At 50.7% G+C, this 25,163-nt stretch carries 21 protein-coding genes, 1 tRNA gene and 1 pseudogene; 15 read left to right on the top strand and 8 right to left on the bottom strand.

The window, feature by feature from the left end; all coding sequences use genetic code 11:
* Nucleotides 1-175: 175 nt before the first annotated feature.
* Both XMM312_RS00775 and pilB read right to left on the bottom strand, forming a co-directional pair.
* The gene (locus XMM312_RS00775; RefSeq protein WP_173488528.1) at nucleotides 176-1,423 is read right to left on the bottom strand and encodes a type II secretion system F family protein; all 1,248 of its coding nucleotides are present in this window, start codon (nucleotides 1,421-1,423) and stop codon (nucleotides 176-178) included.
* A gap of 36 nt (nucleotides 1,424-1,459) precedes the next feature.
* Nucleotides 1,460-3,175, bottom strand: coding sequence for a type IV-A pilus assembly ATPase PilB (gene pilB / locus XMM312_RS00770; protein WP_173488527.1), 1,716 nt, complete (start codon nucleotides 3,173-3,175; stop codon nucleotides 1,460-1,462).
* 271 nt (nucleotides 3,176-3,446) lie between these two features.
* On the opposite strand from pilB, the pseudogene XMM312_RS11440 reads away from it, so the two are divergent.
* A pseudogene (locus XMM312_RS11440) lies at nucleotides 3,447-3,555 on the top strand (prepilin-type N-terminal cleavage/methylation domain-containing protein); the annotation flags it as partial.
* Between the two features lie 366 nt (nucleotides 3,556-3,921).
* Complete coding sequence (locus XMM312_RS00760; protein ID WP_173488526.1) at nucleotides 3,922-4,275, top strand: hypothetical protein; 354 nt, start codon at nucleotides 3,922-3,924, stop codon at nucleotides 4,273-4,275.
* Nucleotides 4,276-4,808: 533 nt separating this feature from the next.
* Here the strand turns inward: XMM312_RS00760 and XMM312_RS00755 are convergent.
* The 5 genes from XMM312_RS00755 to rpsU all read right to left on the bottom strand — a co-directional run bounded on the left by XMM312_RS00755 (nucleotide 4,809) and on the right by rpsU (nucleotide 9,603).
* A tRNA-Ile gene (locus XMM312_RS00755) sits at nucleotides 4,809-4,885 on the bottom strand.
* Between the two features lie 62 nt (nucleotides 4,886-4,947).
* Entirely contained in the window at nucleotides 4,948-6,780 is a 1,833-nt protein-coding gene (rpoD, locus tag XMM312_RS00750) for an RNA polymerase sigma factor RpoD (RefSeq protein WP_173482850.1), read from the bottom strand.
* Nucleotides 6,781-6,921: 141 nt separating this feature from the next.
* Nucleotides 6,922-8,838: a DNA primase gene (gene dnaG, locus XMM312_RS00745; protein ID WP_173488525.1), complete on the bottom strand. Its 1,917-nt coding sequence runs from the start codon at nucleotides 8,836-8,838 to the stop codon at nucleotides 6,922-6,924.
* A gap of 35 nt (nucleotides 8,839-8,873) precedes the next feature.
* Entirely contained in the window at nucleotides 8,874-9,317 is a 444-nt protein-coding gene (locus XMM312_RS00740) for a GatB/YqeY domain-containing protein (protein ID WP_173483871.1), read from the bottom strand.
* Between the two features lie 70 nt (nucleotides 9,318-9,387).
* Nucleotides 9,388-9,603: a 30S ribosomal protein S21 gene (gene rpsU, locus XMM312_RS00735; protein ID WP_169451420.1), complete on the bottom strand. Its 216-nt coding sequence runs from the start codon at nucleotides 9,601-9,603 to the stop codon at nucleotides 9,388-9,390.
* A 175-nt stretch (nucleotides 9,604-9,778) separates the two neighbouring features.
* On the opposite strand from rpsU, the gene tsaD reads away from it, so the two are divergent.
* Genes tsaD through XMM312_RS00690 form a run of 9 tightly spaced genes read left to right on the top strand, consistent with a single transcriptional unit; the run spans nucleotide 9,779 to nucleotide 17,499 of the window.
* The gene (gene tsaD / locus XMM312_RS00730) at nucleotides 9,779-10,828 is read left to right on the top strand and encodes a tRNA (adenosine(37)-N6)-threonylcarbamoyltransferase complex transferase subunit TsaD (protein WP_173488524.1); all 1,050 of its coding nucleotides are present in this window, start codon (nucleotides 9,779-9,781) and stop codon (nucleotides 10,826-10,828) included.
* On the top strand, nucleotides 10,825-11,184 hold the full coding sequence (gene folB, locus XMM312_RS00725; RefSeq protein WP_173480406.1) for a dihydroneopterin aldolase: 360 nt from the start codon (nucleotides 10,825-10,827) through the stop codon (nucleotides 11,182-11,184). The genes tsaD and folB overlap by 4 nt, the downstream gene beginning before the upstream one ends.
* Complete coding sequence (gene folK / locus XMM312_RS00720) at nucleotides 11,184-11,663, top strand: 2-amino-4-hydroxy-6-hydroxymethyldihydropteridine diphosphokinase (protein WP_173480405.1); 480 nt, start codon at nucleotides 11,184-11,186, stop codon at nucleotides 11,661-11,663. The genes folB and folK overlap by 1 nt, the downstream gene beginning before the upstream one ends.
* A 43-nt stretch (nucleotides 11,664-11,706) precedes the next feature.
* Nucleotides 11,707-14,499, top strand: coding sequence for a monovalent cation/H+ antiporter subunit A (locus XMM312_RS00715; RefSeq protein WP_173488523.1), 2,793 nt, complete (start codon nucleotides 11,707-11,709; stop codon nucleotides 14,497-14,499).
* Nucleotides 14,499-14,843 carry a Na+/H+ antiporter subunit C gene (locus tag XMM312_RS00710; protein WP_173480403.1) on the top strand — a complete coding sequence of 115 codons (345 nt, stop codon included), beginning with the start codon at nucleotides 14,499-14,501 and terminating at the stop codon, nucleotides 14,841-14,843. The genes XMM312_RS00715 and XMM312_RS00710 overlap by 1 nt, the downstream gene beginning before the upstream one ends.
* The gene (locus XMM312_RS00705) at nucleotides 14,840-16,351 is read left to right on the top strand and encodes a monovalent cation/H+ antiporter subunit D (protein ID WP_173488522.1); all 1,512 of its coding nucleotides are present in this window, start codon (nucleotides 14,840-14,842) and stop codon (nucleotides 16,349-16,351) included. The genes XMM312_RS00710 and XMM312_RS00705 overlap by 4 nt, the downstream gene beginning before the upstream one ends.
* Nucleotides 16,348-16,845 (top strand): Na+/H+ antiporter subunit E, encoded by a 498-nt coding sequence (locus XMM312_RS00700; protein ID WP_173482858.1) that lies wholly within the window; start codon nucleotides 16,348-16,350, stop codon nucleotides 16,843-16,845. Before XMM312_RS00705 ends, XMM312_RS00700 begins: the two co-directional genes overlap by 4 nt.
* Nucleotides 16,839-17,108 (top strand): K+/H+ antiporter subunit F, encoded by a 270-nt coding sequence (locus tag XMM312_RS00695; RefSeq protein WP_173480400.1) that lies wholly within the window; start codon nucleotides 16,839-16,841, stop codon nucleotides 17,106-17,108. The genes XMM312_RS00700 and XMM312_RS00695 overlap by 7 nt, the downstream gene beginning before the upstream one ends.
* Before the next feature lie 19 nt (nucleotides 17,109-17,127).
* On the top strand, nucleotides 17,128-17,499 hold the full coding sequence (locus XMM312_RS00690; protein ID WP_173480399.1) for a Na+/H+ antiporter subunit G: 372 nt from the start codon (nucleotides 17,128-17,130) through the stop codon (nucleotides 17,497-17,499).
* Here XMM312_RS00690 and XMM312_RS00685 read toward each other — a convergent pair.
* Nucleotides 17,484-19,262: an O-antigen ligase gene (locus XMM312_RS00685; RefSeq protein WP_173488521.1), complete on the bottom strand. Its 1,779-nt coding sequence runs from the start codon at nucleotides 19,260-19,262 to the stop codon at nucleotides 17,484-17,486. The two genes, XMM312_RS00690 and XMM312_RS00685, sit on opposite strands and share 16 nt — an antisense overlap.
* A 130-nt stretch (nucleotides 19,263-19,392) precedes the next feature.
* On the opposite strand from XMM312_RS00685, the gene galU reads away from it, so the two are divergent.
* From galU to mnmC, 4 genes are read left to right on the top strand one after another with little or no spacing between them, the layout of a single operon-like run.
* Entirely contained in the window at nucleotides 19,393-20,271 is an 879-nt protein-coding gene (gene galU, locus XMM312_RS00680) for a UTP--glucose-1-phosphate uridylyltransferase GalU (RefSeq protein WP_173482860.1), read from the top strand.
* A 9-nt stretch (nucleotides 20,272-20,280) separates the two neighbouring features.
* Complete coding sequence (gene pgi / locus XMM312_RS00675) at nucleotides 20,281-21,900, top strand: glucose-6-phosphate isomerase (RefSeq protein WP_173488520.1); 1,620 nt, start codon at nucleotides 20,281-20,283, stop codon at nucleotides 21,898-21,900.
* Entirely contained in the window at nucleotides 21,897-23,162 is a 1,266-nt protein-coding gene (locus tag XMM312_RS00670) for a UDP-glucose/GDP-mannose dehydrogenase family protein (RefSeq protein WP_173488519.1), read from the top strand. Before pgi ends, XMM312_RS00670 begins: the two co-directional genes overlap by 4 nt.
* Nucleotides 23,163-23,177: 15 nt before the next feature.
* Nucleotides 23,178-25,145, top strand: coding sequence for a bifunctional tRNA (5-methylaminomethyl-2-thiouridine)(34)-methyltransferase MnmD/FAD-dependent 5-carboxymethylaminomethyl-2-thiouridine(34) oxidoreductase MnmC (gene mnmC / locus XMM312_RS00665; RefSeq protein WP_173483864.1), 1,968 nt, complete (start codon nucleotides 23,178-23,180; stop codon nucleotides 25,143-25,145).
* Nucleotides 25,146-25,163 lie beyond the last annotated feature (18 nt).

Raw genomic sequence — 25,163 nt, 5'->3', positions numbered from 1 at the left:
TCAGGCACTTTGTTGGAGCGGTCTTGAAAAGGCCGCGATTGGTATTCATTAGAATTATCTAAAAGCATCAGTGACTGGCTTTAGCCTGACATCCACTCTTTCAACGTTTTCCAGATCGCCGGTTAAAATCTACCAGCAGATGACAGACTGAAGCCTGTCACTGGAGGATAGAAAACTATCCTCCTACAACCTGCCCAAGCTGGAAGATCGGTAGGTACATAGCAACAACCAAACCACCAACCAAGGTACCTAGCACCACCATGATCAGCGGTTCTAACAGGCTGGATAGGTTATCGACGGCGTTGTCGACGGACGCTTCGAAGAACTCGGCGACTTTATCGAGCATGGAGTCAAGTGAACCGGCCTCTTCACCGATGGCGACCATCTGAACGGTCATCACGGGGAATACACCGGTCATATTGATCGCATTTTTCAAGGATTGTCCGGCAGCAATACCATTGCGGATCTGCATGATGGCATCGTGGAACACCACGTTACCGGCGGCACCCGCACAGGACTCAAGAGCCTGCACCAACGGCACACCCGCCGAGAACGTCGTCGCCAGTGTCCGGGCAAATCGAGCAACCGCTGCGTTATAGAGTATGCCACCAATCACTGGGATTTTAAGACTGGCTCGTTCGACGGAGTCTCTGAACTTCTTCGAATGGATCATGCCGCGCCGGAAGAAGTAGCCACCGACAAACAGCAGGCCCAGCACATAGAGCCAATAACTTTGCGCGATCTCAGAGAGATTAACAACGAACTTAGTAAAGGCGGGCAAGTCGGCACCGAAGCTGCCGAAGACATCCTCAAACACCGGCACCACTTTAACCAACAGAATCGCGGTTACTAGAAGACCGACCACAATAACCGCGGTTGGGTAGGTCAGTGCTTTTTTGATCTTGGCTTTAAGCGCTTCACTCTTCTCTTTGTAGAGTGCCAAGCGATCCAGCATCGCCTCTAGGGAACCCGACTGCTCACCAGCAGCGACCAAGGAGACGTAGAGATCATCAAAATATTGCGGGAAACGAGACAAGGCAGTGGACAGGTCCGAGCCACCATTCACATCCGCACGAATATCGTAAATCAGTTTCTTCAGTTTCGCCTTCTCAGCACCCTGACCGACGATATCCAAACCCTGTAACAGCGGAACGCCCGAGCGCATCATAGTGGCCATTTGACGTGTGAAAAAGGCAATATCGATCGGTTTAATCGGTTTATCTTTGTTGGAGAAGATCGAAACGCTCTGTTTTTTGACCTTGTCGTAGTTGATCCCCTGCTTACGCAACTGGATCTTCGCTTCAGAGAGCGTCAACGCATCAACGGTCCCTTTACTTTTGTTACCAGCTTTATCTTTACCGGTCCAAGCAAAGGTCAGAATTTTTGGCTCTTTGTATTTTTTTCGCGTTGCGGTCTTCGCCATTCAGAGTACTTCTATCAAATAATTAAGCATTAATGATCAGTTCTTAATAACGCGGTTCATCTCTTCGAGACTGGTCAGTCCCTCAGCAACCTTTTTAAGTCCTGCTGTCCTAAGCGTAGCAAAGCCTTCACGTTTCGCCACCTCAAGGATGTCGAGCGACGAGCCATTCTCCATAATGCACTCAGCCACCGCCGGCGTCACTTCGAGCATCTCATAGATACCGACACGCCCCCGGTAACCACGGTTACAGCGCGAACAACCCTCTGGGTTATGCTCAAACAGATGCAAATCAGCCAGTTGCGACTCCTCAAAGCCCTGCTCTAATAGAGTCTCATGTGGGATATCGGTCTGCTTTTTACAGCCGGTGCAGAGTCGACGTGCCAGACGCTGCGCAATAATCAAAGTAGCTGAGGTGGCGATATTGAACGATGCGACCCCCATGTTACGTAGACGCGTCAGTGTCTCTGGTGCCGAGTTGGTGTGCAGGGTTGATAACACCATGTGGCCGGTCTGAGCCGCTTTAATCGCGATCTCGGCCGTCTCCAAATCACGAATCTCACCGACCATGACGACATCCGGGTCCTGACGTAGGAAAGCGCGCAGGGCTTCGGCAAAGGTTAAACCCACTTTCGGATTCACATGGACCTGGTTGATCCCATCCATATTGATCTCAACCGGGTCCTCCGCGGTGGAGATGTTACGCTCCTCTTCGTTGAGGATGTTCAAACCGGTGTAGAGCGTCACCGTTTTACCCGAGCCGGTTGGTCCGGTCACCAACACCATACCTTGAGGACGGGCAAGAGTATCTAAATAGAGCTCACGCTGCTCTGGCTCGAAGCCCAACGCATCGACGCCCATCTTGGCACTGGAGGGGTCCAAAATACGCAGTACGATTTTCTCGCCCCATAGAGTCGGCAAGCTGTTTACACGGAAGTCGATCGAGCGTTTTGCCGATATCTTCAATTTAATGCGGCCATCCTGCGGCACACGACGCTCGGCAATATCCATATTGGACATGACCTTAAGACGTGCAGAGAGGCGCGCTGCCAGGTTTCTAGGCGGTGAGCTAACCTCTTGCAAGATACCATCGATGCGCGAACGGACACGGTAGCTCTTTTCGTAGGGCTCAAAGTGGATATCGGACGCACCACCATTAATAGCATCCAACAGAATCTTATTGATAAAGCGAACAATCGGCGCATCGGATGCAGCATCTTCAGCACTGCTCTCCTCTTTTGGCAGCTCTGTATCACTCACTTCAAGGTTATCTAAGTCACTATCACCAAGATCACCAAGGGAGGCGGAACTGTCCTCGGAATCGAGCACCATCTCGATCTTACGCGTCAGCTTATCCTCTTCCACCAAAATCGCTTCGGTCGGAAGACCGCTTGTAAAGCGCATCTCATCGAGGGCTTTGATATTGGTCGGATCCGAGATCGCCACATAGAGACGAGAATTACGCTTCATCAGTGGTAGTGCGTGGTGGCGAACAATCACCTTAGAGTCGACCACATCTTTAGGGATTACATCTAATGGGATCGCATCCAGATCCAATACCGGCAGACCAAACTCTTCAGAAGCGGCACTGGCCGCACGACGGGCACTGATAATACGGTTGGTAATCAAATAGGAGATAAACGAGCGCTGCTCTGCACGCGCTTTAAGCAGAGCCTGTTGCGCAGTCTCGGCTGTAAACACGCCGTCACTGACCAACCGCTTCGCTAAACCGCTTAAGTTACTCGATGCCTGCACAGAAGATTCCTAAATAATGGGTCAAAGATTCTCTATTAACTCTCTTAACTATGGCAAAGAATTCGAATTCCTGCACCTTTAAACGAAAAAAAGTGAGTCAAATCAGGGTTTTTCAAATTAATTTAAATTTTTTTAATTTTTACTTGGAACTTCTCAAATCTGGTCTATGTTTAATACAACGGATTGAGAAGCCCTCAGGGAGGGTTCAAGTGGCACAAGGGATGTACCGCTTAATTTAATTAATAGTTTACTCACTGGAGAGTTTCTTATGATGAAGAAAACACAAAAGGGCTTCACCCTAATCGAATTGATGATCGTTGTAGCGATCATCGGTATTTTGGCTGCGATCGCATTGCCGGCTTACAATGATTATGTAGCTGATTCAAAAGACGCTGCTTGTCTATCAGAGGCTAAATCACTTGCTAATCAACGTGTGGTTGACAAAGCTAATAGTGATACGCTTTCAACTAGCCTACCAACTGGAACTGTTTGTGCAGGCACATATGCAGACTCTGCAGTTTCTAACTCTACACTTTCTACTACTGATCCTGCTTTTTATTCATACGCTACAGGTGGATCTGGTACTACAGCTGGTTTGATTACATGTACGTCTGAAGGGAAATGCACACTTCCATAAACTATTATTTAGTAATTAAGGCCGCATATGCGGCCTTTTTCTTTGGACGAGTTGTTCTTCCCCTCCCCTCATACTACACTGCGCCTCAATTAATAAATGAGGTCTCCCCTTGAAAAGCTACAAGCGTCTTACTCTGCTCATTCTGATTATCCTAGCTGCTGCCGTTACCTACTACATTGAGAGTGGCAAGCCTGAAGTATCATTACAGACTCGTGCACAAGTTGAGGCGGAGCTCACCAAAGATCCCACTTTCCCCGCTCGCCCTGTCTGGTGGGATAAGGGGCATATCTTAGGTGTCGGCGTTCTACCCAACGGCCAAAACCGTAATAGCGACGCAGAACGCGTCTGCCAACTACTGACCCGCTACGACATCAAACCCGCCGAAGTGCAGGTGTTTGATGTACTGCAGATTCAAAACGATGATGAGTGGGTACAGATTGGTGGGGCGATTTGTAGCCGATAGATGAAGCATCATCGGTGACAGGCCTTCAGCCTGTCATCCGCTGGTAAACTTTACTACCAATCTGGAAAACACCGATATAGCAGATGACAGGCTAAAGCCAGTCACTGGTGCCGTTTGCTAAATTCACATTAATACCCATCGCGGCCTTTTCAAGACTGCTCCAACAGCACGAGATTCGAATGTGGCACCCTGTTCCCCGTCCGACTGAGAACGAGCACGGTGCTCTTTTTCGTTAAGACGTTGAAAGGATCGAGCCCCGGATGGGCGAGAGTTTCAGCGCCTGCACGGAGCAGGCTCTGAAATGTGCCTTTCGATGTTAGAAAAAGAGTATCGCGCGCAGTGTGCCGAAGGCCGAAGGAGCGGGGTGTGTTTTCTTGCTTCTTCTTTGCTCACACAAAGAAGAAGGCTAGCCGACGCGAGTCGGATAGACAGCTCTTGATCTAGAGATAAAATGATCGCGACCTCTTCGAGATCGCTCCAACAAGAGAAAGTCGCGGCCTTTTCAAGACCGCTCCAACGGGAGCTAAAGAGAGTGGTGGGCCCAGCAGGACTTGAACCTGCGACCGATCGATTATGAGTCGAGCGCTCTAACCAACTGAGCTATGGGCCCTAAGAAGCGCGCCCATAATACCTAGCTGGTAATATGGGCGCAATAACTTATAAATCAAAGATTTATTCGTCGATGAAACCACGTAGGTGATCAGAACGACTTGGGTGACGAAGCTTGCGCAGTGCTTTCGCTTCGATCTGACGAATACGCTCACGCGTTACGTCGAACTGCTTACCAACCTCTTCTAGAGTGTGGTCAGTATTCATATCGATACCAAAGCGCATACGAAGTACTTTTGCTTCACGAGCAGTTAGACCCGCCAAGACAGCACGCGTCGACTCACGTAAACCTTCACCTGTCGCCGAATCAACAGGAGAGTGCATCGTTGTATCTTCAATAAAATCACCAAGACTCGAATCTTCGTCGTCACCGATTGGTGTCTCCATCGAAATCGGCTCTTTAGCGATCTTCAAAACTTTACGGATCTTATCTTCCGGCATCTCCATACGTTCTGCTAGCTCTTCCGGTGTCGCTTCTCGACCAAACTCTTGCAGCATTTGACGTGAGATACGGTTCAGTTTGTTGATCGTTTCGATCATGTGAACTGGAATACGGATAGTACGTGCTTGGTCGGCAATCGAACGAGTAATCGCCTGACGAATCCACCAGGTCGCATAGGTCGAGAACTTGTAACCGCGACGGTATTCGAACTTATCAACCGCTTTCATCAGACCGATGTTACCCTCTTGGATCAGATCCAAGAACTGCAGGCCACGGTTGGTGTACTTCTTAGCGATCGAGATAACCAGACGTAAGTTGGCTTCAACCATCTCTTTCTTCGCGCGACGTGAACGCGCTTCGCCGATCGATAACTGACGGTTAACCTCTTTGATCTCGGTTAGATCAATGTTTAGCTCCTCTTCAACGGCAACCAGACGACGCTGTGCACGTTTAAGATCATCTAGGCTTGCTGAGATCGCATCAGAGTATGGCTTACCCGCTTTAACGAGATCATCGAAGTAATCAGGATTAGTTTCATTACCTGGGAAGGTTTTAATGAACTGATCACGCGGCATACGGCACTTCTGAGTACACATACGCATGATGTTGCGCTCTTGTGTACGGATACGATCGATGTAGCCACGAACACGGCTAACCAACATATCGTAGTAGCGTGGAGACAGTTTAACGGGAGCAAACACCAGTGCTAGCTCTTCAAGGGCTGCACCAAATGCTGATGAATCACGACCTTTGCTCTCTGCTTTAATCAGTTTAGCCAGAGCCTCTTCGATGGCACCGAAACGTTCAGCCGCCTCTTCTGGGTCTGGACCACGATCCTTTTCTGAATCATCATCGTTGCTGTCGTCGTCATCCGAATCATCGTCTGCGTCTTCAACCTCCTCCTCTTCAGGAATAGGATTGTTATTGGCGATTTCAGCATCAGGATCGATGTAACCGCTGAACAAATCGCTTAAACGACCCTCCTCTTCAACGGTCGTTTTGTAGGCATCAAGCACCAAGGCAACACTGCCTGGGAACTGAGCAAGCGCACCCATGACACCACGGATACCCTCTTCAATACGTTTCGCAATTTCGATCTCGCCTTCACGAGTCAGCAGCTCAACGGTACCCATCTCACGCATGTACATGCGCACGGGATCGGTAGTACGACCGGCATCCGACTCCACTGCAGCAAGAGCGGCAACCGCCTCTTCGTCAGTATCGTCACCTGCATCACCGTCGGTCATAAGAAGCGTTTCAGCATCCGGCGCAACTTCAGACACGGAGATACCCATGTCATTGATCATGCGGATGATATCTTCTACCTGATCGGGATCGGCGATATCTTCAGGGAGGTGATCGTTCACCTCAGCGTAGGTCAAATAGCCCTGTTCCTTACCTTTAGCGATAAGTTCCTTAAGGCGTGATTGCTGCTGTTCAGTGTTGTCAGACATTTAAAATCCTGTGTCTAGCCACGTTGGGCGCGCAAAAATTGCAAGCGCCGAAGTATAGCTAAAAAGTTCAACCTCTGCCAGTTAAAGACGGATTAACGGCAGGGTTATTAATAGTTTATAAGTGGGGACAGAAAGAAGGGTTTACAAGGCCTTACGTGCCAAGAGTTGCGCCAGCTGTTGTTTCTCTTCGTTAGTCAGTGGTCGCTCACGCGAGAGACGTATCAATTCAGCCAATTCGTGCTCGTATTTACGTGATAATAAGCGCCCCATGGCATCATCCAGCAACACCTTGGCATCGACATTGTCGAGCACTGGATCGACCTGTGAGATCTCATTGAGCATTAGCAGATTGGGCGCCATTTCTGGGTCACGCTGCCAATCCAACAGCAGCGTACCTAGGCTAGCATCGGGAGTGGTCTGCAGGTAGCTGAGCAACTGCCTAAGCAGCGAAATATTCTCAACGTAGAGCCCTTCCAATTCAGCGGCCTTAACCACCTGATGCGCCAAATCGGGACGATGCAACAATATCGAAATCGCAGAGTTAACCAGGTTGATCTTAGCGCTGATACCCGATCTCACCGGCCCTGAAGCTTGCGGAGCCTGAGAGGAGTAAGAATCTGAGTAGCTCGGCTCCGATTCGAAATAGCGCGGATGCTGATACTCACCCGAGTCATAATCCGGCATCGACTCTGGCTTATACGAGGGTTTGGGTCGAGCGGCAGGCTCAGGCGCGATCGTCTCCACTTTGGAGTGCAGGTTAGCGATAGTATCCAACTGCTCTATCGTCAAACCGGTCATCTCGGCAACCCGATCCAACATCATCTGCTGCAGCACCGAGGTCTGCATGCTACGAATTTTGGGCAGTGCCTGAGTCGAAAAGCGAGCTCGACCATCCATCGAGGTGAGATCGATATTGTCACTCAACGCCTTAAAGAAATACTCACTGAACGGCAGAGACTCATCCACTCGTGCCGTAAAGGCATCCAGACCTTCACTGCGCACCAGCGTGTCAGGGTCTTCACCATCCGGTAGGAACAGAAAACGAGCCGTTAAACCATCTTTCATGACCGGCACACAGGTATCCAACGCACGCTTAGCCGCTTGGCGCCCTGCGGCGTCACCATCAAAGCAGAAGATCACTTCGGTCACTATCTTAAAGATGCGCTCGAGGTGAGCTTCAGTGGTTGCAGTACCCAAGGTTGCCACCGACCAGGTTAAACCGTGCTGCGCCAAACTCACCACATCCATGTAGCCTTCCACGATCAGCAGACGCTCTAACGAGCCGGTATGCTGACGCGCCTCATAGAGACCATAAAGCTCTTTGCCCTTATGGAAGGTATCGGTCTCTGGGGAGTTGAGGTATTTCGGTTTTTCGTCCGTTAATACACGTCCACCAAAACCGATCGTGCGACCACGCATATCACGAATAGGGAACATAATGCGATCGCGAAAACGGTCGTAACGACGGCCGCGCTCTTCGTTTTCAACCATCATGCCGGACTTTAGCAGCAGCGAATCAGCATCTTCAGTCTCTTTGGCAATATGTTTCTGCAGATTATCCCAACCCGGAGGGGCATAACCCAATTGAAAACGCGCAGCGATCTGACCACTTAGGCCACGCTCTTTCAGATAGGCTACTGCTTTGGCTTTGTCGCTGTGATTGCGCAACTGCTGTTGATAAAAGGCGTTAGCACTTTCGAGCAGATCAAACTGTTTCTTGACCTGTTTCTCATAAGCCACATCGCGCTGACGATCATGCTCACGCGGCACATCCACACCAACGGTACGCGCTAACTCTTCAATAGCTTCAGGAAAGTTGAGCTTCTCATACTCCATAACAAAACCGAGCGCATTGCCGCCAGCACCACAACCAAAACAGTAGTAGAACTGCTTATCAGGACTGACTGAAAACGACGGGGATTTCTCTTTATGGAATGGGCAGAGTGCGGAGTAGTTTTTACCGGCACGCTTAAGCTTGATACGCGAATCGATCACATCAACGATGTTTACTCGCGCTAAAAGGTCATCTATGAAGTGCTGCGGAATTCTTCCTGACATTCAACTGCTCGCTGTCTGTTCCAGCGAACACTCTATCAGAGTTTCGCTTTGACCTTACCTGAAACGGCTCCCATGTCGGCACGACCTTGAAGTTGCGGCTTGATGATGGCCATTACTTGGCCCATCGCCTGCATGCCGGAAGCATCGGTTGCAGCAATTGCTGCATCGATAATTGCATCGATCTCTACATCACTGAGAGGCTGCGGCAAGAAAGTTTTAATCACCTCCGTCTCTTGCTGCTCCTTTTCCGCCAGTTCAGGACGCTCAGCCGCCTGATACTGGGCAATCGAGTCTTTGCGCTGCTTGACCATCTTGTCTAGCACCGCGAGCACGCGATCATCATCAAGTTCGATGCGCTCATCCACTTCGATGCGCTTTAACTCAGCCAGCATCAATCGGATCGTTCCAAGACGCACTTTATCTTTAGCGCGCATTGCAACCTTCATTTCATCAGTAATCTGACTCTTCAATGAAGACATCTTAATAACCTAATCTATCGTTTACTACAAAGACTCGACCACAAGGAATCTAGTCTGCGTCTTTACTTAATTAGTAAAGGCGAACGCGACGAGCGTTTTCACGCTGAAGCTTTTTAGCGTGACGCTTAACTGCTGCTGCAGCTGCACGCTTACGAGCAGTTGTTGGCTTTTCGTACGCTTCACGTTTACGAACTTCAGCTAGGATACCTGCTTTTTCGCAAGAACGTTTGAAACGACGTAGTGCAACGTCAAATGGCTCGTTATCTTTAACTTTAACGGCTGGCATGTTTTCCAATTACCTTTCAAGTTTGGTTTAAATTAACCTCGGACGTAATTTTCCGAGGGCGCCAAATAATACAGAGCACCACAGCTGATGTAAAGCAATTTAACGCTTCACTAACTAGCCAGATTTCTGAATAATATGAGGCACCATTAATAGCACTGATTAAGGCCAGCTCTGAATGCTTGTACTCGGTATTGAAACCTCCTGTGATGAAACCGGCGTAGCGCTCTATGACAGCGAACGCGGCCTTTTAGGTGACGCGCTCTACTCGCAAGTAGAGATGCACGCTGAGTATGGTGGCGTCGTACCAGAACTCGCCTCGCGAGATCACGTGCGCAAGCTAATCCCACTGATTAGAGAAGTCTGCAAAGAGGCTGAGTGTACGCTGCACTCTATTGATGCCATTGCTTACACAGCTGGACCTGGACTGATTGGCGCCCTGATGGTGGGCGCCTCTACTGGTCGAGCATTGGCTCTAGCTCTGGGCATCCCTGCGGTGGGCGTCCACCACATGGAGGGGCACCTACTAGCCCCGATGCTAGAGGAGACACCACCAAGCTTTCCTTTCGTCGCGCTTTTAGTGTCAGGTGGCCACACCCAGCTCGTCAGCGTCAAAGGGATCGGCGAATACTCTCTACTGGGGGAATCTTTGGACGATGCCGCCGGCGAAGCCTTTGATAAAGCGGCGAAAATGATGGGGTTGGACTACCCTGGTGGCCCGCTGATCGCCAAACTTGCCGAAAGTGGCAACAGCGATCGCTACACCTTCCCAAGACCCATGACCGATCGTCCCGGGCTCGATTTTAGTTTCTCAGGTTTGAAGACCTTCACCTTGAACACGGTCGAAGCAGCAAAACGCGAAATGGGCGAACTGGATCAACAAACCTCAGCTGACATTGCGGCCTGTTTTGAAGATGCCGTGGTCGATACATTGGCGATTAAGTGTCGCCGTGCGATTCAACAGACCGGTTTTAAAGAGCTGGTGATCGCAGGTGGTGTTAGCGCCAACAAAAAACTTCGTAAAAAATTGGGCGATATGGCCAAAAAAGAGGGCGCTAAACTCTTCTACGCCCGCCCCAAGTTCTGTACCGACAACGGCGCGATGATTGCCTATGCAGGCACTCAGCGCTTAATGGCTGGGGAGCGATCACCACTCGCCATTACAGCCCAGCCACGCTGGCCAATGGAGACACTAACTGCCCTTGGTTCAGTTGGAGAGGTGCAATGATGGACACAATTTTTATAAAAAATCTTAGATTCGAAGCGATCATTGGCATCTATCCGCATGAACGGACAGAACTTCAGCCTATGGTGATCAATTTAGAGATGGCCAACGATATTCGCGACGCGGCCAAGAACAATGATCTAGAGGCCTCTATCAATTACGCCGCCGTCAGTGAAGCGGTTATTCAGTTCTGCCAAGAGGCCAAAGCGGAGCTACTGGAGACACTCGCCGAAAACCTATCCGAGTTCTTAATGGCTCAATTCAATATTCCTGGACTGCGTCTTGAGATCGGCAAACCGATCGCCGTAGCTGAAGCGGAACTGGTCGGCGTTCGAATTGCTCGCGGAGTAAGTTTCTAGTGCACCACATTCTGCTCGGCGTCGGTAGCAACCATCATGCTGAATCCAACATTCGCGCCGGCCTAGAGCAGCTCACTCACTTTTGCAGCAGCATCGAACACTCACCCTGCTACCGCAGCTCCGCTATCGATCCATCCCAACCCGACTACCTTAATCTGGTCACCAAAGCTGAAACAGAACTAGACAAGGCGTCGTTGATTGATGCACTGAAGTCGATCGAGATTCAGCAGGGACGCATGAGCGGTCGTTACTGCGCCCTCGACATTGACCTGCTCTGCTTTGACCAAGAGATCGTCGAAACCGAGCAGTTCAACCTGCCACATAAGGACCTGGAAAATTACGCACACGTGTTACTGCCAGCCGCCGATCTATGCCCAAACCAGCAACACCCAACGCTTGGTTATACCTTTATTGAATTATGGAATAAAAAAAGGGATCAGTTGCTTGAAAATCAATCCCTTTACCCGCACTCTTTATAGATCAGAAATAAGATAAAACCTTACATTTCAGAGGTCTACTTCGGTGCTAAACCTGTTCTGGATCCCCCTACTGACACTCATAGGGGTGTTCGTTTCACTTTCTGCCAACAAGGTGTCGAGAACGGCCTGTGCGTTTGCGACGGCCGCACTGCCAGCGGTCGCTTTGACTATCCTGATCTCATACACACCCTCGGTATTCGATGGCGAGCGCTTTGTTGAGCGATTCGAATGGATTCCAGCAGTCGGATTAGAACTCGCCTTCCGACTCGATGGGTTTGCACTGCTGTTTGCCCTGTTGATCTTAGGCATCGGCCTTCTTGTTATCCTCTATGCTCGTTACTACCTCTCAGAGCAGGACAACATGCCGCGCTTCTATGCGATGTTGATTCTCTTTATGACTGCGATGCTGGGTATTGTGCTGTCAGAGAACCTGATTCAACTCTGGCTATTTTGGGAACTGACCAGCATCAGCTCCTTCTTGTTGATCAGCTTCTGGAATCACAAGAGCGAAGCGCGCAAAGGTGCTCGCATGGCACTGACCATTACTGGAATGGGTGGTTTGGCGTTGTTTGCAGGCATTTTGCTGATCGGCCAGGTAGTCGGCAGCTACAACCTGACGGATGTATTGGCTCAAGGGGATCTAATCCGTGGCTCTGAGCTCTACCCCTATATTCTAGTCCTAGTGCTTTTGGGTGCTTTTACAAAGTCGGCACAGTTTCCATTCCACTTCTGGCTGCCCCACGCAATGGCGGCGCCGACACCGGTCTCCGCTTATCTACACTCAGCAACCATGGTGAAAGCGGGCATCTTTTTGATGGCTCGACTCTACCCGGCGCTTGCGGGTACCGATATGTGGTTCTTGATTGTCACCTTGACCGGTCTTGCCACCTTGCTGGTTGGCGCTTACATGGCTCTGTTTAAGCACGATCTTAAGGGGCTTCTCGCCTACTCCACTATCAGCCACTTAGGTCTGATCACGCTACTACTCGGTTTAAACTCAAAGCTTGCGGCGGTCGCTGCTACCTTCCACATCATTAACCACGCGACCTTTAAGGCTTCACTGTTCATGGCAGCGGGCATCATCGATCATGAGACGGGTTCACGGGATATGCGCAAGCTGAACGGCTTGTGGAGATACATGCCTCACACAGCAATGCTAGCGATGGTCGCGGCACTGGCCATGGCAGGGGTACCGCTACTGAACGGCTTCTTGTCCAAAGAGATGTTCTTTGCAGAGACCCTACAGCAGGGGTCACTGGGTGCGCTCTCATGGATTCTGCCTGTTCTAGCGACTGTTGCCGGTATCTTCTCAGTCGCCTACTCGTTGCGCTTCATTCATGACGTCTTCTTTAACGGTGAACCGATCAATCTTCCTAAGACACCGCATGAGCCTCCACGCTACATGAAGATTCCGGTCGAGATACTGGTCGCACTCTGTTTTGTCGTGGGTATTGCCCCTGGTCTGGTAGTTGCAGAGATTCTACACAGCGCTGCAACCTCTCTGCTGCAAGGCGAGACGCCCTACTACAGCTTGGCCATATGGCACGGATTTAACTTCCCACTGCTGATGAGTTTCATTGCACTGTTGGGTGGCATTGTCGTCTACGCGACCCGTAAGCAGTTGTTTGAGTTTCAGGCGCAATTCCCTGAACGAGACGCTAAAGCGATCTTTGATCAAAACATCAAGCGCATTGTGGATGCTGCCACAAGAATTTACGGCACACTTGAGAACGGATCGCTGCAACGCTACACCATGCTGTTCATCTTGAGTGTTGCGCTCTTTACGACGGTTCCAATGACGAAGCTGATCAATTTAGAGGGAGCACGCCCACTGCTGCCGGTCGATGGTATTAGCATCGTCGCTACCATCATTTTGGTCGTCTCCACACTGGTGACGCTGATCTGGCACCGCAAACGGATGATCGCACTGATTGCTGTCTCGGTCGTCGGCTTAATCGTCTCGCTTATCTTTGCCCGCTTCTCAGCACCTGACCTAGCACTGACTCAACTCTCAGTTGAAGTGGTCACGGTGATACTGTTGATGCTCGCACTCTTCTTCTTACCACAGGTCACTGCAAAAGCCGCTAGCCCCTCATCGGTGGTACGTGATCTTGGTTTGGCAACCCTGATTGGTGGTGTGATGGCAACCATTAGTTACGCCATGATGACGCATCCGCAAACCTCGATCGCCGACTTCTTCATCGCCAACTCAAAAACAGGTGGCGGCGGCACCAATGTGGTCAACGTGATTCTGGTCGACTTCAGGGGCTTTGATACCTTTGGCGAGATCACTGTACTGGGCATTGCCGGTTTAGGTATCTACAAACTGATCGCACGTATGAAACTCTTCATGCCATCAGCTGATCTTAACGGCATACCTTGGAGCAACGATCACCACCCGATGATGCTTGCGACCGTCTCTAGAGCACTGCTTCCACTAGCTCTCTTGGTGTCGGCTTACATCTTCTTACGTGGCCACAACCTGCCTGGTGGTGGCTTTATTGCCGGTCTAGTAACCGCTGTAGCACTGATCCTGCAGTACATCGCCAACGGTGTCGATTTCATGCGCGAACGCTCGAAACTGAACTACCAGTGGCTGATCTCTGTCGGTTTGATCATCGCAGGCGCTACGGGAATGGGCAGCTGGCTGTTTGGCTACCCCTTCTTAAGTTCGTGGTTTGATTACTTCTATCTGCCGGGTATCGGTAAGTTCGAGTTGGCCAGTGCCATGTTGTTTGATCTAGGGGTCTACCTAACCGTCATTGGTTCAACGCTGCTTATACTCGGGAACCTTGGTGCACTGACGACCCACGCACGTCCAGAGGAGTCTAAATAATGGAGCTACTGATCAGTTTGATTATTGGCCTACTCACCGCTGTGGGGGTATTTCTGGTACTTCGTGGTCGTACTTTCCCAGTGGTACTTGGTTTAACGGTGCTCTCTTACGCCGTGAACCTGTTTATTTTTTCCGCCGGCAGACTCGTCATTGATGGTGCCGCGGTATTGAAATCTGGCCTAGCAATACCGGACCCTGTTCCGCAGGCGCTGGTTCTCACCGCCATTGTTATCGGTTTTGCGATGACCGCCTTCGCGGTCATCCTGGCCATTCGAGCCCGTGCCGACCTAGGTAACGATCATGTCGATGGCCGACTACCAGAACAGAGCGGAGAGCAGAAATGAATCACCTAATCACTCTGCCTATCATTCTGCCGCTTCTGTTAGCCACGCTGCAGCTACTGCCTCTGTTTGAAAAAAGCATTGAGCGCCAACGTGTCATCAGCCTGGTAGGTTCGCTCACTATGGTGATCGTCTCAGTCGCTCTGCTCATGTCAGCATCAGCAGGTAATGTAACGCTTTATGCACTGGGTAACTGGGATGCGCCGTTCGGCATCCAGCTAGTTGGAGATCGTCTATCGAGTCTGATGGTTCTGCTGACCTCTGTTCTGTTATTGGCCGCCAATCTCTATGCCAGCGCAGGTGACGATAACCAAGGGCGCTACTTCTACCCATTGATGATGTTCCAAGCGATGGGGATCAACGGTGCTTTTCTGACAGGGGATATATTCAACCTATTCGTCTTTTTTGAGATCCTGCTGATCGCCTCTTACTCTCTACTGATTCACGGTGGCGGAAAACACAAAACCAGTGCAGCTGTGCACTATGTTTTCCTGAACCTTGTCGGCTCTGCGATCTTTCTGTTTGCGTTAGGCATCATCTACGGCACGCTCGGCACCCTAAACATGGCCGATATGGCGCTGCGAGTACGTGAGCTTAATGAGTCTGAGATTCAACTGACTAAGATTGGCGGCATGATGCTGTTCTCGGTGTTCGCTCTGAAAGCGGCGCTACTGCCTCTACAATTTTGGCTACCAAGAACCTACGCATCGGCCCCAGGCCCCGTTGTGGCGCTCTTTGCCATCATGACCAAAGTGGGCATCTACTCAATCATTCGCGTTCAAAACCTGATCTTTGGTGACAGCGCTGGTGCTCTAACCGATCTAGGACAGGATTGGATCTGGGTATTGGCGCTCGGCACACTGGTGATGGCAACTCTGGGGGTTATTTCAGCACCGAGCGTGAAACGTCTAGCCGCTCACTTAGTCATTTTGTCTGTCGGCACGCTGTTGGTGGCCGTCGGTTTTGGCAGTGCAAACTCGCTATCAGCAGCGCTCTATTACGCCGTTCACTCTACGCTAGCGGGCGCTGCTTTCTTCCTAATCGGGGACATTATCGCTGAGCAGCGTGAACGCTCGTTTGACCGAATCGTGGCCGGTCGCTCTTTGGCGCAGCCGATGGGCATTGGGATACTCTTTTTCATTGCAGCTCTAACTCTGATCGGCATGCCACCACTGTCGGGCTTTATTGGTAAGTTTTTGATCATGAAGTCGATCGACAGCAGCTCGGCACTGGTCTGGGCTTGGCCGCTGTTATTGATCGGCAGTTTGGCAGCACTGGTCGCCTTTTCACGCGCCGGATCGACACTGTTTTGGCGTTCCAACGGCAAACCGGATAGCAGCAAGGCCTCAGCAACGCGTAAATTTATTGCGGTCGGCATACTGCTGAGCGCTGCACCGTTGATGAGCCTATTTGCCGGCCCAATCACCCAGTACACAGACGCAACTGTTGAGCAGTTACGAGCGTTTGAGCAGGACCCGACACAGATTATGGCTAAAGGAGTGCAACGATGAGTTTCGTACGATCTTGGCTACCACGCCCCTTCTTGTCACTGGTTCTGTTAATTGTCTGGTTGCTGATGAACAACAGTTTCTCGCTCGGGCAAATAGTGCTGGGGTTGATCCTAGCCTTGGGAATCCCACTACTGACAGAACCTCTACAGACTCAACAGATGGCGGTTAAGAGACCGCTAAAACTGATCAGATACATTCTGGTATTACTGTGGGATATCGTGGTCGCCAATCTTGCGGTAGCCAAATTGATTCTAGGGCCAACCAAAGCACTGCAACCTGGTTTTATCGCCTACCCGCTTAACTTAACGGGGGATCTCCCGATCACCCTGCTTGCCTCAACCATATCACTGACGCCTGGAACCTTGAGTGCCGAAGTGAGCAAGGATCGAGAGTGGCTTTACATACACGCCCTTGATCTTCCCGACGAGCAAGCGTTGATTGATGAGATTAAACAGCGTTACGAGACCCCGCTGAAGGAGATATTCCAATGTTAGAGATCAGCCTTAAAATCGTTCTCGTCATGATCAGCATCGCTCTTATCATGAACACCTACAGTTTAGTCAGAGGCCCCTCGTTGCCCGAGCGCATTCTGAGCTTGGATACGCTCTACATTAACAGTATTGGTTTGATTCTGATCTATGGCATTGTGCAAGCCAGCTCAATCAACTTTGAAGCCGCACTGTTAATCGCCATGCTCGGCTTTGTCAGCACGGCCGCGCTCTGCAAATACCTTCTGCGCGGCGATATCATTGAGTAAGGGATAGGACAGAACAACTATGAATTTTGCGATTGAATTGATCCTATCTCTGCTACTGCTGCTAGGCGGATCATTAATTCTGATTGGTTCACTGGGTCTGATTCGTCTTCCTGACGTTTACACCCGTTTGCACGCACCTACAAAAGCGACCACCCTCGGTATGGGTGCGATCTTGATTGCATCAATGCTATTCACTCTGTTTGATCAGGGTTCATTAAGTGTGCAGCAACTTTTGATCACGCTGTTCCTGTTCATCAGCGCCCCTTTAACTGGGCACCTGTTAGCCAAAACAGCCATGCATCAGCGCTTAAAACAGATCGACAAGACCAAAAACGCGGAACTGATTGAAGTAGCTCGGGATCGAGAAGCTCCCAATCACTCTTCGGATTGAGGCAAGGCTAGGCTCGACGTCACCAACGGCTCACCGGCCTCTAATCGACGGTGAGTATCTTCGATGGATCGATCCTTAGGGTAGATCGCTTTCGCTTGAGCAATCAGCGCTAGCGCACCCTCCTCATCCCCGATATTTTGACGAGCAATCGCCACATCTCTATAGAGTTGAATATCCGGTATCTGTTCAAGATAAGCTTCGCCCCACTCAATAAAGCCCAATACAGCATTCTGATCTTGATGCTCTATCGCACCATAGAGTGAAGAGCGCATTACAAAGTACTCACCCAACTCTTTAAAGTAGACATTGTTGAGCGCGAACCTCAAATGGGTGGGCTCAGTGCCGCGATGTTTGTAGTACTGCATGATTCCGGTCTGCGACAACAGCGAGTGAACCAAAAAGAGCACCATAATCGGCACAATGAATAGTGGACTACCTTTCAAAAGAGCGGTCGCACCCAGCGAGAGTTTGACCGGTTTGATAAGAGTGCGGTGCGAGAAGAGCACGGCTAACAGCAGTGTCAGTAGAATCCAGTGGTATGTTGAAATATAAAAAGGTAACTCTGTCTGGGTATGCAGAGCGATGGGTAATAGCAGTGCGGCAAGCGCCAACCCCTCTCCCCACCCTAAACGGATCAACTGCAACACAACCCCTAAGACCGCGATACCAATGGCCAGCAGTGCGACCAAGCCGCCCTCGTCCATCCAAAACAGCAGTTCATTGTGAGGATGGGAGAATCGAGGACTTCCATCGACCGCTGAAGCGTCCGTTGTCTGATAGTAGGTGACACGCTCTTTTTGGAATTCAGACTGGAAGCTACCGATGCCGTGACCAAACAGCGGAGAGCGTTCAAACACATCCAGAGCAATACGATAGATATGAGGACGAGCGTCCTTACCCTCTTCAGCCAGTTTTTCGATCTTGTTGTAGGCCTGCAGTGCACCATCATTGGCTTGATAACCGGCAATAGCTCCGGTTCCCAGTGTGAATGCCAACGCAATCGCCAATAGCGGCTGACTGATCAACGCTTTAATACGCCCTGCGCAGATCAACAACAGCGCTAGCACAGCACCGATCAAACCGACCCTAGAACCGGATGCAGTGACCTCTAGTGATGCTAGAAACAGCGTTAGAAAGAGCGCTGATTTTTGCGGCCAGCGCTGTTCATTGAAGGTTTTCGTAGTCGCTAACCAGAGTGCCAACGCCACCGCTGTTGCCATCAATGAGGCTTGTAAATTGGGTTGCTGGAACATCCCCAGCAGCCGATTGCCCGATGAGATAGGCACCCAACCTCTAAACAGTGGGTGTGAAATCATCTGTACCAGGCCGACCAGAGCATGAATCAACATCGACGCCAATAACAGATAGAGCAACTGATTCATCTGTTGCTCACTGAGTCGATACTGCAACACGGAGAACCAGAGCGCGATACCGCCAAACACCACACCGAGTCGAATCAGCCACTCGCCGGGGCGATCCATACCTGAGACAAACCCCGTCAGGTAGAGCCCTATCGGCATTGCTAAAATTAACCAAAGGTAGTTTGGACGCACCCATTCACCAGACTCTATAATCTTAAAAATGGCGCCCGCAATGATAAAGAGCACCGGCAACCAGACCACCGCATTAAACGGTAGATTCAACCCTTCACCCCCTAAATTGTCCTGGTAATAGAAGGGCGCAACCAGAAACAGCAGGCTCAAAAGAATCGTTAAAACTTTAGATGCACGACTCTCATCTGAATCTTGGCCCAATAGTTGCATGTGATCTCCGTAAGTTTGGGTAAATAGCTGATGACTATTAAGTAATAGCACATGTAAGAAAATTGTCGTGCTTTTATGCTTATAATGACAGTTATACCTATAAAGTAGATTTATTGATTAAGGAAATTCAATGCTCTCTAAAGTGATCATCCCCGTTGCCGGCCTAGGTACTCGAGTTCTTCCAGCCTCTAAAGCCATTCCGAAAGAGATGCTGCCCGTCGTCGATAAACCAGTTATCCAACACGTCGTGGAAGAGGCCGCACGCGCAGGATTTCGCCAGATTGTTTTGGTGACACGCTCGGGCAAAGAGTCGATCGAGAACCATTTCGATGCCAACTACGAGCTAGAGCAGATGCTTGCGCTTAAGAATAAGACTGCTCTTTTGAATGCGGTAGAGAACTCACTACCAAAGGGCATCGAGGTCATCTCTGTGCGCCAACCTAGTGCAAAAGGCTTGGGGCATGCCGTGTTGTGTGCTGCCCACGTGATTGGTTCAGAGGACTTTGCCGTCATGCTGCCCGATATGGTGATTGACGATGAAGGTCTTGCCAGTGACTTCTCTGAGATGGTGAAACGCTATCAGAAGAACGGTTCAGGCCAGATCATGGTAGAGGGCGTGCCACAGGAACATGTTGATCGTTACGGTATCGTTGATTGCGGCGGCCAACAGTTGACCGCCGGCACAGGCGCCCCAATTCATGGCATGGTTGAGAAACCACCCGTCGATCAAGCGCCATCAAACCAAGCGATTGTCGGTCGTTACATTCTGCCTAACCGTGTGATGGAGCTGTTGAAGACGACACAACCCGGTGCCGGCGGCGAAATCCAACTAACCGATGCGATGCTAGAGCTACTATCAGAGTCAACAATGGAGGCCTACAGCATGCGTGGTACCGTCTATGACTGTGGTAACAAAGCGGGTCTTCTACAAGCTAACCTTGCATTCGGTTTGAAACACCCTGAAACCGCTGATGCGATGCGCGACTTCCTAGCTAAGAAGCAACTCTAAGAGGTCGATATGACTCAAGCTTGGTCGAAACTGGAACAATCAGCTGCACGTCTGAGTGCACAGCATCTTCGTGAATTGATCGATACCGATCAACGCTTTGAAACACTGTCGTTCCGACATGAAGGGATGTTGATGGACCTCAGCCGCCAGCGAATCGATGCTCAGGTGATGAGTGAGCTACTTGCACTGGCCAACGAGAAGCAGCTTCCGTCAGCCATCAAAGCGCTGTTACAAGGTGAGCACGTCAACAACACAGAAGACAGAGCGGCGCTTCACTCTGCCCTTCGTCTTCCTAAAAGTGCACAGCTCCGAGTCGATGACCAAGATGTTGTCAGTGATGTTCACAAAACCTTGGATCGCATGGAGCAGTTTGTTGACCAGATCCATCAGGGGCAGTGGCGTGGCTACACGGGGAAACCGATCACCGACGTTGTCAACATCGGTGTCGGGGGCTCTGATCTTGGGCCGTTGATGGTGTGTGAAGCGACCCACCAGTTCCGACCAGAAGCGTCATTGAACATCGGTTTGCACTTTGTCTCCTCTATGGATGGCAGTCAGCTCTCGAATCTTTTGCTCGAGCTGGATTCTGAAACCACTCTATTTGTTCTGTCGTCTAAATCCTTTGGCACCATTGATACGCTAGCTAACGCGGCAACTGCGGTGGATTGGCTACAAGAGCGTAGCGGTCTAAATCGTGAGCTGCTGATCAAGCAGCACTTTATTGGGGTCACTGCTGCTCCTGAAAAAGCCGTCGCTTGGGGCCTTTCTGAAGAGACACTGCTTGAGTTTTGGGAGTGGACCGGCGGGCGCTACTCTCTCTGGTCCGCGATCGGCCTACCGATTGCTATCAGCATAGGGATGCAGGGCTTCCGTGATCTGCTGGCTGGTGCACACAGCATGGACAAACATTTCGAAGAGGCGGAGTTTGCCTATAACCTTCCGGTTCTTCTGGCGCTGATCGGTATCTGGAACATCAACTTCCAGGACATTCATGCCCATGCGATCTTGCCGTATGACGGTCGATTAGCCCATCTTCCCGCTTATCTAGAGCAGTTGGAGATGGAGAGTAACGGCAAGAGTGTTGGCATTGATGGAAACTCGATTGCACAGCGTACCTGTCCGATTCTTTGGGGTGAAATTGGCCCGAATGCACAGCATGCGTTTTACCAGCTTCTTCACCAGGGTACTGAGCGTGTGATGTGTGACTTTATTGTCCCTGCACGCCGCTACGTCGATCGTGAGAGCTCACTGCAAGAGCAGCACCAACTGGCGCTGGCCAACTGTTTAGCTCAAGCTCGAGTGCTTGCGCTAGGCGATGCAGCGCTGACCGATGGTGTTGAGCGTCCAGCCTGGCAACGCTACTTCGGCAACCAGCCCAGCACGGTTCTGATGCTGGATGAGCTAACGCCTTACAACTTAGGCAGCCTGATTGCCCTCTATGAACACAAGGTCTACGTCCAAGCAGTTATCTGGGGCATCAACCCATTTGACCAGTGGGGTGTTGAGCTGGGTAAAAAAGTGGCGAACGATCTAATTACTGCACTCAACCAAAGTGCCGACCATCAGTACGACCCGGCTACCGAGGGACTTCTGAATGAGATTCAAAATTTGCGAGGTAACGGACAATGAAGATCAGCGTTTGGGGACACGAACTCAGCGCATGGATTGCCCGTGCGCAATTGGCTGCCTATGGTAATGACATCTACCACGCGGTCGCCGATAACGAACCCATTGAGAGCCACCTGCGATCTGAGCCAGGACTTCTTACCAGCATCCAAGCAGCCGAGTTTAATCAGCGTCTGATTATCGACCCTCATAAAGCCCTAGAGTCCGATGTTCACTGGATAGCCATGGAGTCGAGCGATTTCGATGAAGCGAAAACGCTGGTCGAGCGTTTAGCCGAATCTGACAAACCTCTGCTTATGATTAACCAGAGTAACTTTGGGGTTGGCGCCAGCGATGAGCTGCAGTCGATGCTGGATGAGAGCAAAGGGCAGTACGTCGTCTACTTCCCCGATGTATTGCAAGCAGGCCAAGCGATGCAGCAGTTTGCCAACCCTCAAGCTCTGCTAATCGGCAGTGAGCACGAGGTAGCAACAGAACTATTGCTAAGCCTGTTACGCCCCTTCCACCTAGGGCAGAGAGCCATTCAACGCATGACACGCCGTGAGGCCGAGTTCGTTAAGTATGCGATCACCGGTATCTTGGCGCTGCGTCTAGGCTACATCAACGAGATGGCGGGACTGTGCGATCAACTGGGTATCGATATTGATGCGATTCGCCGCGGCATGACCACCGATGTGCGTATCGGTAGTCACTACCTGCAGCCAGGCTCTGGATTTGGTGGTCAGCAGTTCACCCAATATCTTGAAGGACTATCAACACTGCTCAGTGAACAGAAGGGCTCTGTCTTTGTAGACACCCTACTGCAGCAGAATGAGGTCAATAAAGAGTGGCCATTTAGAACGCTGTGGCAACACTATCAGTGTGATCTGAGTAACAAGACCTTTGCTATCTGGGGCGTCGCGTTCAAGCCAGGTGTGGCCGACGTTGAGACCTCACCAGCACTGCGCGTCATCGATGCACTGTTGGCGCAAGGAGCAAAACTACAGATCCATGATCCTGAAGCGCTACAGACACTGGCTGCGCGCTATCCAGGCAACCAGCAGATACAACTGATGACGCATAACTACGACGCTTGTGAGGGCGCCGATGCGCTATTGGTACTGACGGCTTGGCCAGAGTACGCATCACCCGACTTCAATCGCATCGCCTCCCAGTTGGAGAATCCTCTTATCATTGATGGGCGCAATCTGTATGATCCAAACCGCGTCCAATCAGCAGGCATAACCTACTACTGTATGGGACGCAGCTGTTTAACCAACGCCTAATTTCAAAAGGTTGCTGTGACCGATAAAAAGATTGAACACGCCCAGCTGAACTGGCGTGACGAACAACCCGAGTCGACTCAGTTTGGTGATATCTACTTCAGTGTTGAAGATGGTATCGCCGAGACTGAGCATGTGTTCATTCAATCCAATCAGCTTCCAGAGAGACTAGCATCACTCGACAAGCCAATGTTCACCATTGGTGAAACCGGATTTGGTACCGGACTTAATTTCCTAGTAGCTCGTCACCATTTTTTAACGACGGCTAAACCGCAGCAAACACTGCACTTCATCAGTTGTGAAAAGTACCCAATGCGCCTCGCTGATCTTAAGCGCGCATTGACACCCATTGGTGCAAAAGAGCCGTTCGCAGAGGGCGTTGATCAACTGGTGAGGCTATGGCCTGCTGCTCTACCTGGGTTTCACCAATTAAGCTTCGACAACGGGAGAATTCAGTTATGGCTCCTATTCGGCGATGCAGCCCAACAACTGTCGCAGATCGACGCCAGAGTGGATGCATGGTTCTTAGATGGGTTCGCTCCGTCAAAAAACCCTGAGATGTGGCACGAAGGTCTGTTTAAACAGCTGGCCAGATTGAGCAGTGAGAACACCAGTTTTGCGACTTTTACTTCTGCCGGCATCGTTAAACGAGGCCTGCAATCGGTGGGTTTTGAGATCAAAAAGATTCCTGGATTCGGCCGAAAGCGAGAGATGATTCACGGCCAGTTTATTCAGGCCAGAGATTCACAGTCGCAGACTAAGCCATGGTTAGCTCGCCCGACTGCTCAAGAGAGAGGCAAAAACTGCGCTGTCATCGGGGCTGGGCTTGCCGGTGCTAGCGTTGCTCACGCATTAGCTGAGCGGGGCATAGAGGTTGATCTCTATGAGCGAGCACCGAAACCCGCAACGGGCGGCTCCGGTAACCCACAAGGGGCACTCTATGCCAAGTTACCGGCGGTGCCGACTGCGGCATCCCGCGTCCACGCCAACGGCCTGCAGTTCACCGTCAATCAACTCAAGGCATTAAACCTTGATGACCAACAGCACGCCGATCTGTGTGGGGTGTTACAGCTCGCTGTCAGTGAAAAAGATCAAAAACTGCAGCAGAAGTTGATCGAAGCAAACAACTACCCTGAATCGCTGGTTAAACGGGTATCTGCAGAAGAGGCGTCTGAACTGGCAGGTACCGTCACAGAACATTCAGCACTCTATTTTCCAGACGCGGGTTGGGCATCGCCTCCTAAACTGGTCGACTATCTACTCAAACATGACAATATTCGCAGCCACTTTAACTGCCCCATTGAAACCCTTGAGCGTGACGGCAGCCAATGGCTAATCAACGGTGAAGCCTATTCACAGGTGGTTATCTGCAGTGCGTATGAGACAGAGCTACTAACAGGGTTAGCGAAGCTTGATCTGAAGCCTATTCGTGGCCAGACCAGCTGGTGCTCATCCGAAGAGACACCGAACTTAAAAACCGTGGTGTGCGGTGAGGGGTACATTTCACCGGCTCTGAATGGACAGTACTGTTTTGGCGCCTCATTTAAGGTGAATGACACTAGTCAGGATCTGAAACAGGCAGAGCACCAACACAACTTAGATCTTCTTGAACGGGCGCTGCCTGAGCTGTCTGAATCGGTGCAAAACAGAGAACTCTCTGGACGAGCATCGCAGCGAGCAGGGACTCGCGACTACCTGCCGATGGTCGGGGCTTTGTGTGATACAGAGAAATTGGTTGAGCAGTACCAGCGCTTAAGTGTCGATGCCAGTACAGAGTTCAATGACACAGCGCCTTGGCTTGAGGGGCTCTATGTCAGTGTGGGGCATGGCTCTAAAGGGTTGATCACCTGCCCTATCGCAGCGGAGATCATTGCCGCGCAAATCACCCACCAGCCCTACCCCTTAGAGCAGGAGTTGGTGGATATCTTATCGCCACAGCGATTTGCGATCCGCGATCTGATTAGAGCGGCTCATTCAAAAGGCTAATGCGAACCGCTAGTAAGC

The organism is Marinobacterium sp. xm-m-312, from assembly GCF_013283295.1.
GTDB lineage: Bacteria > Pseudomonadota > Gammaproteobacteria > Pseudomonadales > Balneatricaceae > Marinobacterium_E.
The sequence above is the reverse complement of the archived record's forward strand: the minus strand, read 5'-3'. Positions and strand labels throughout refer to the sequence as shown.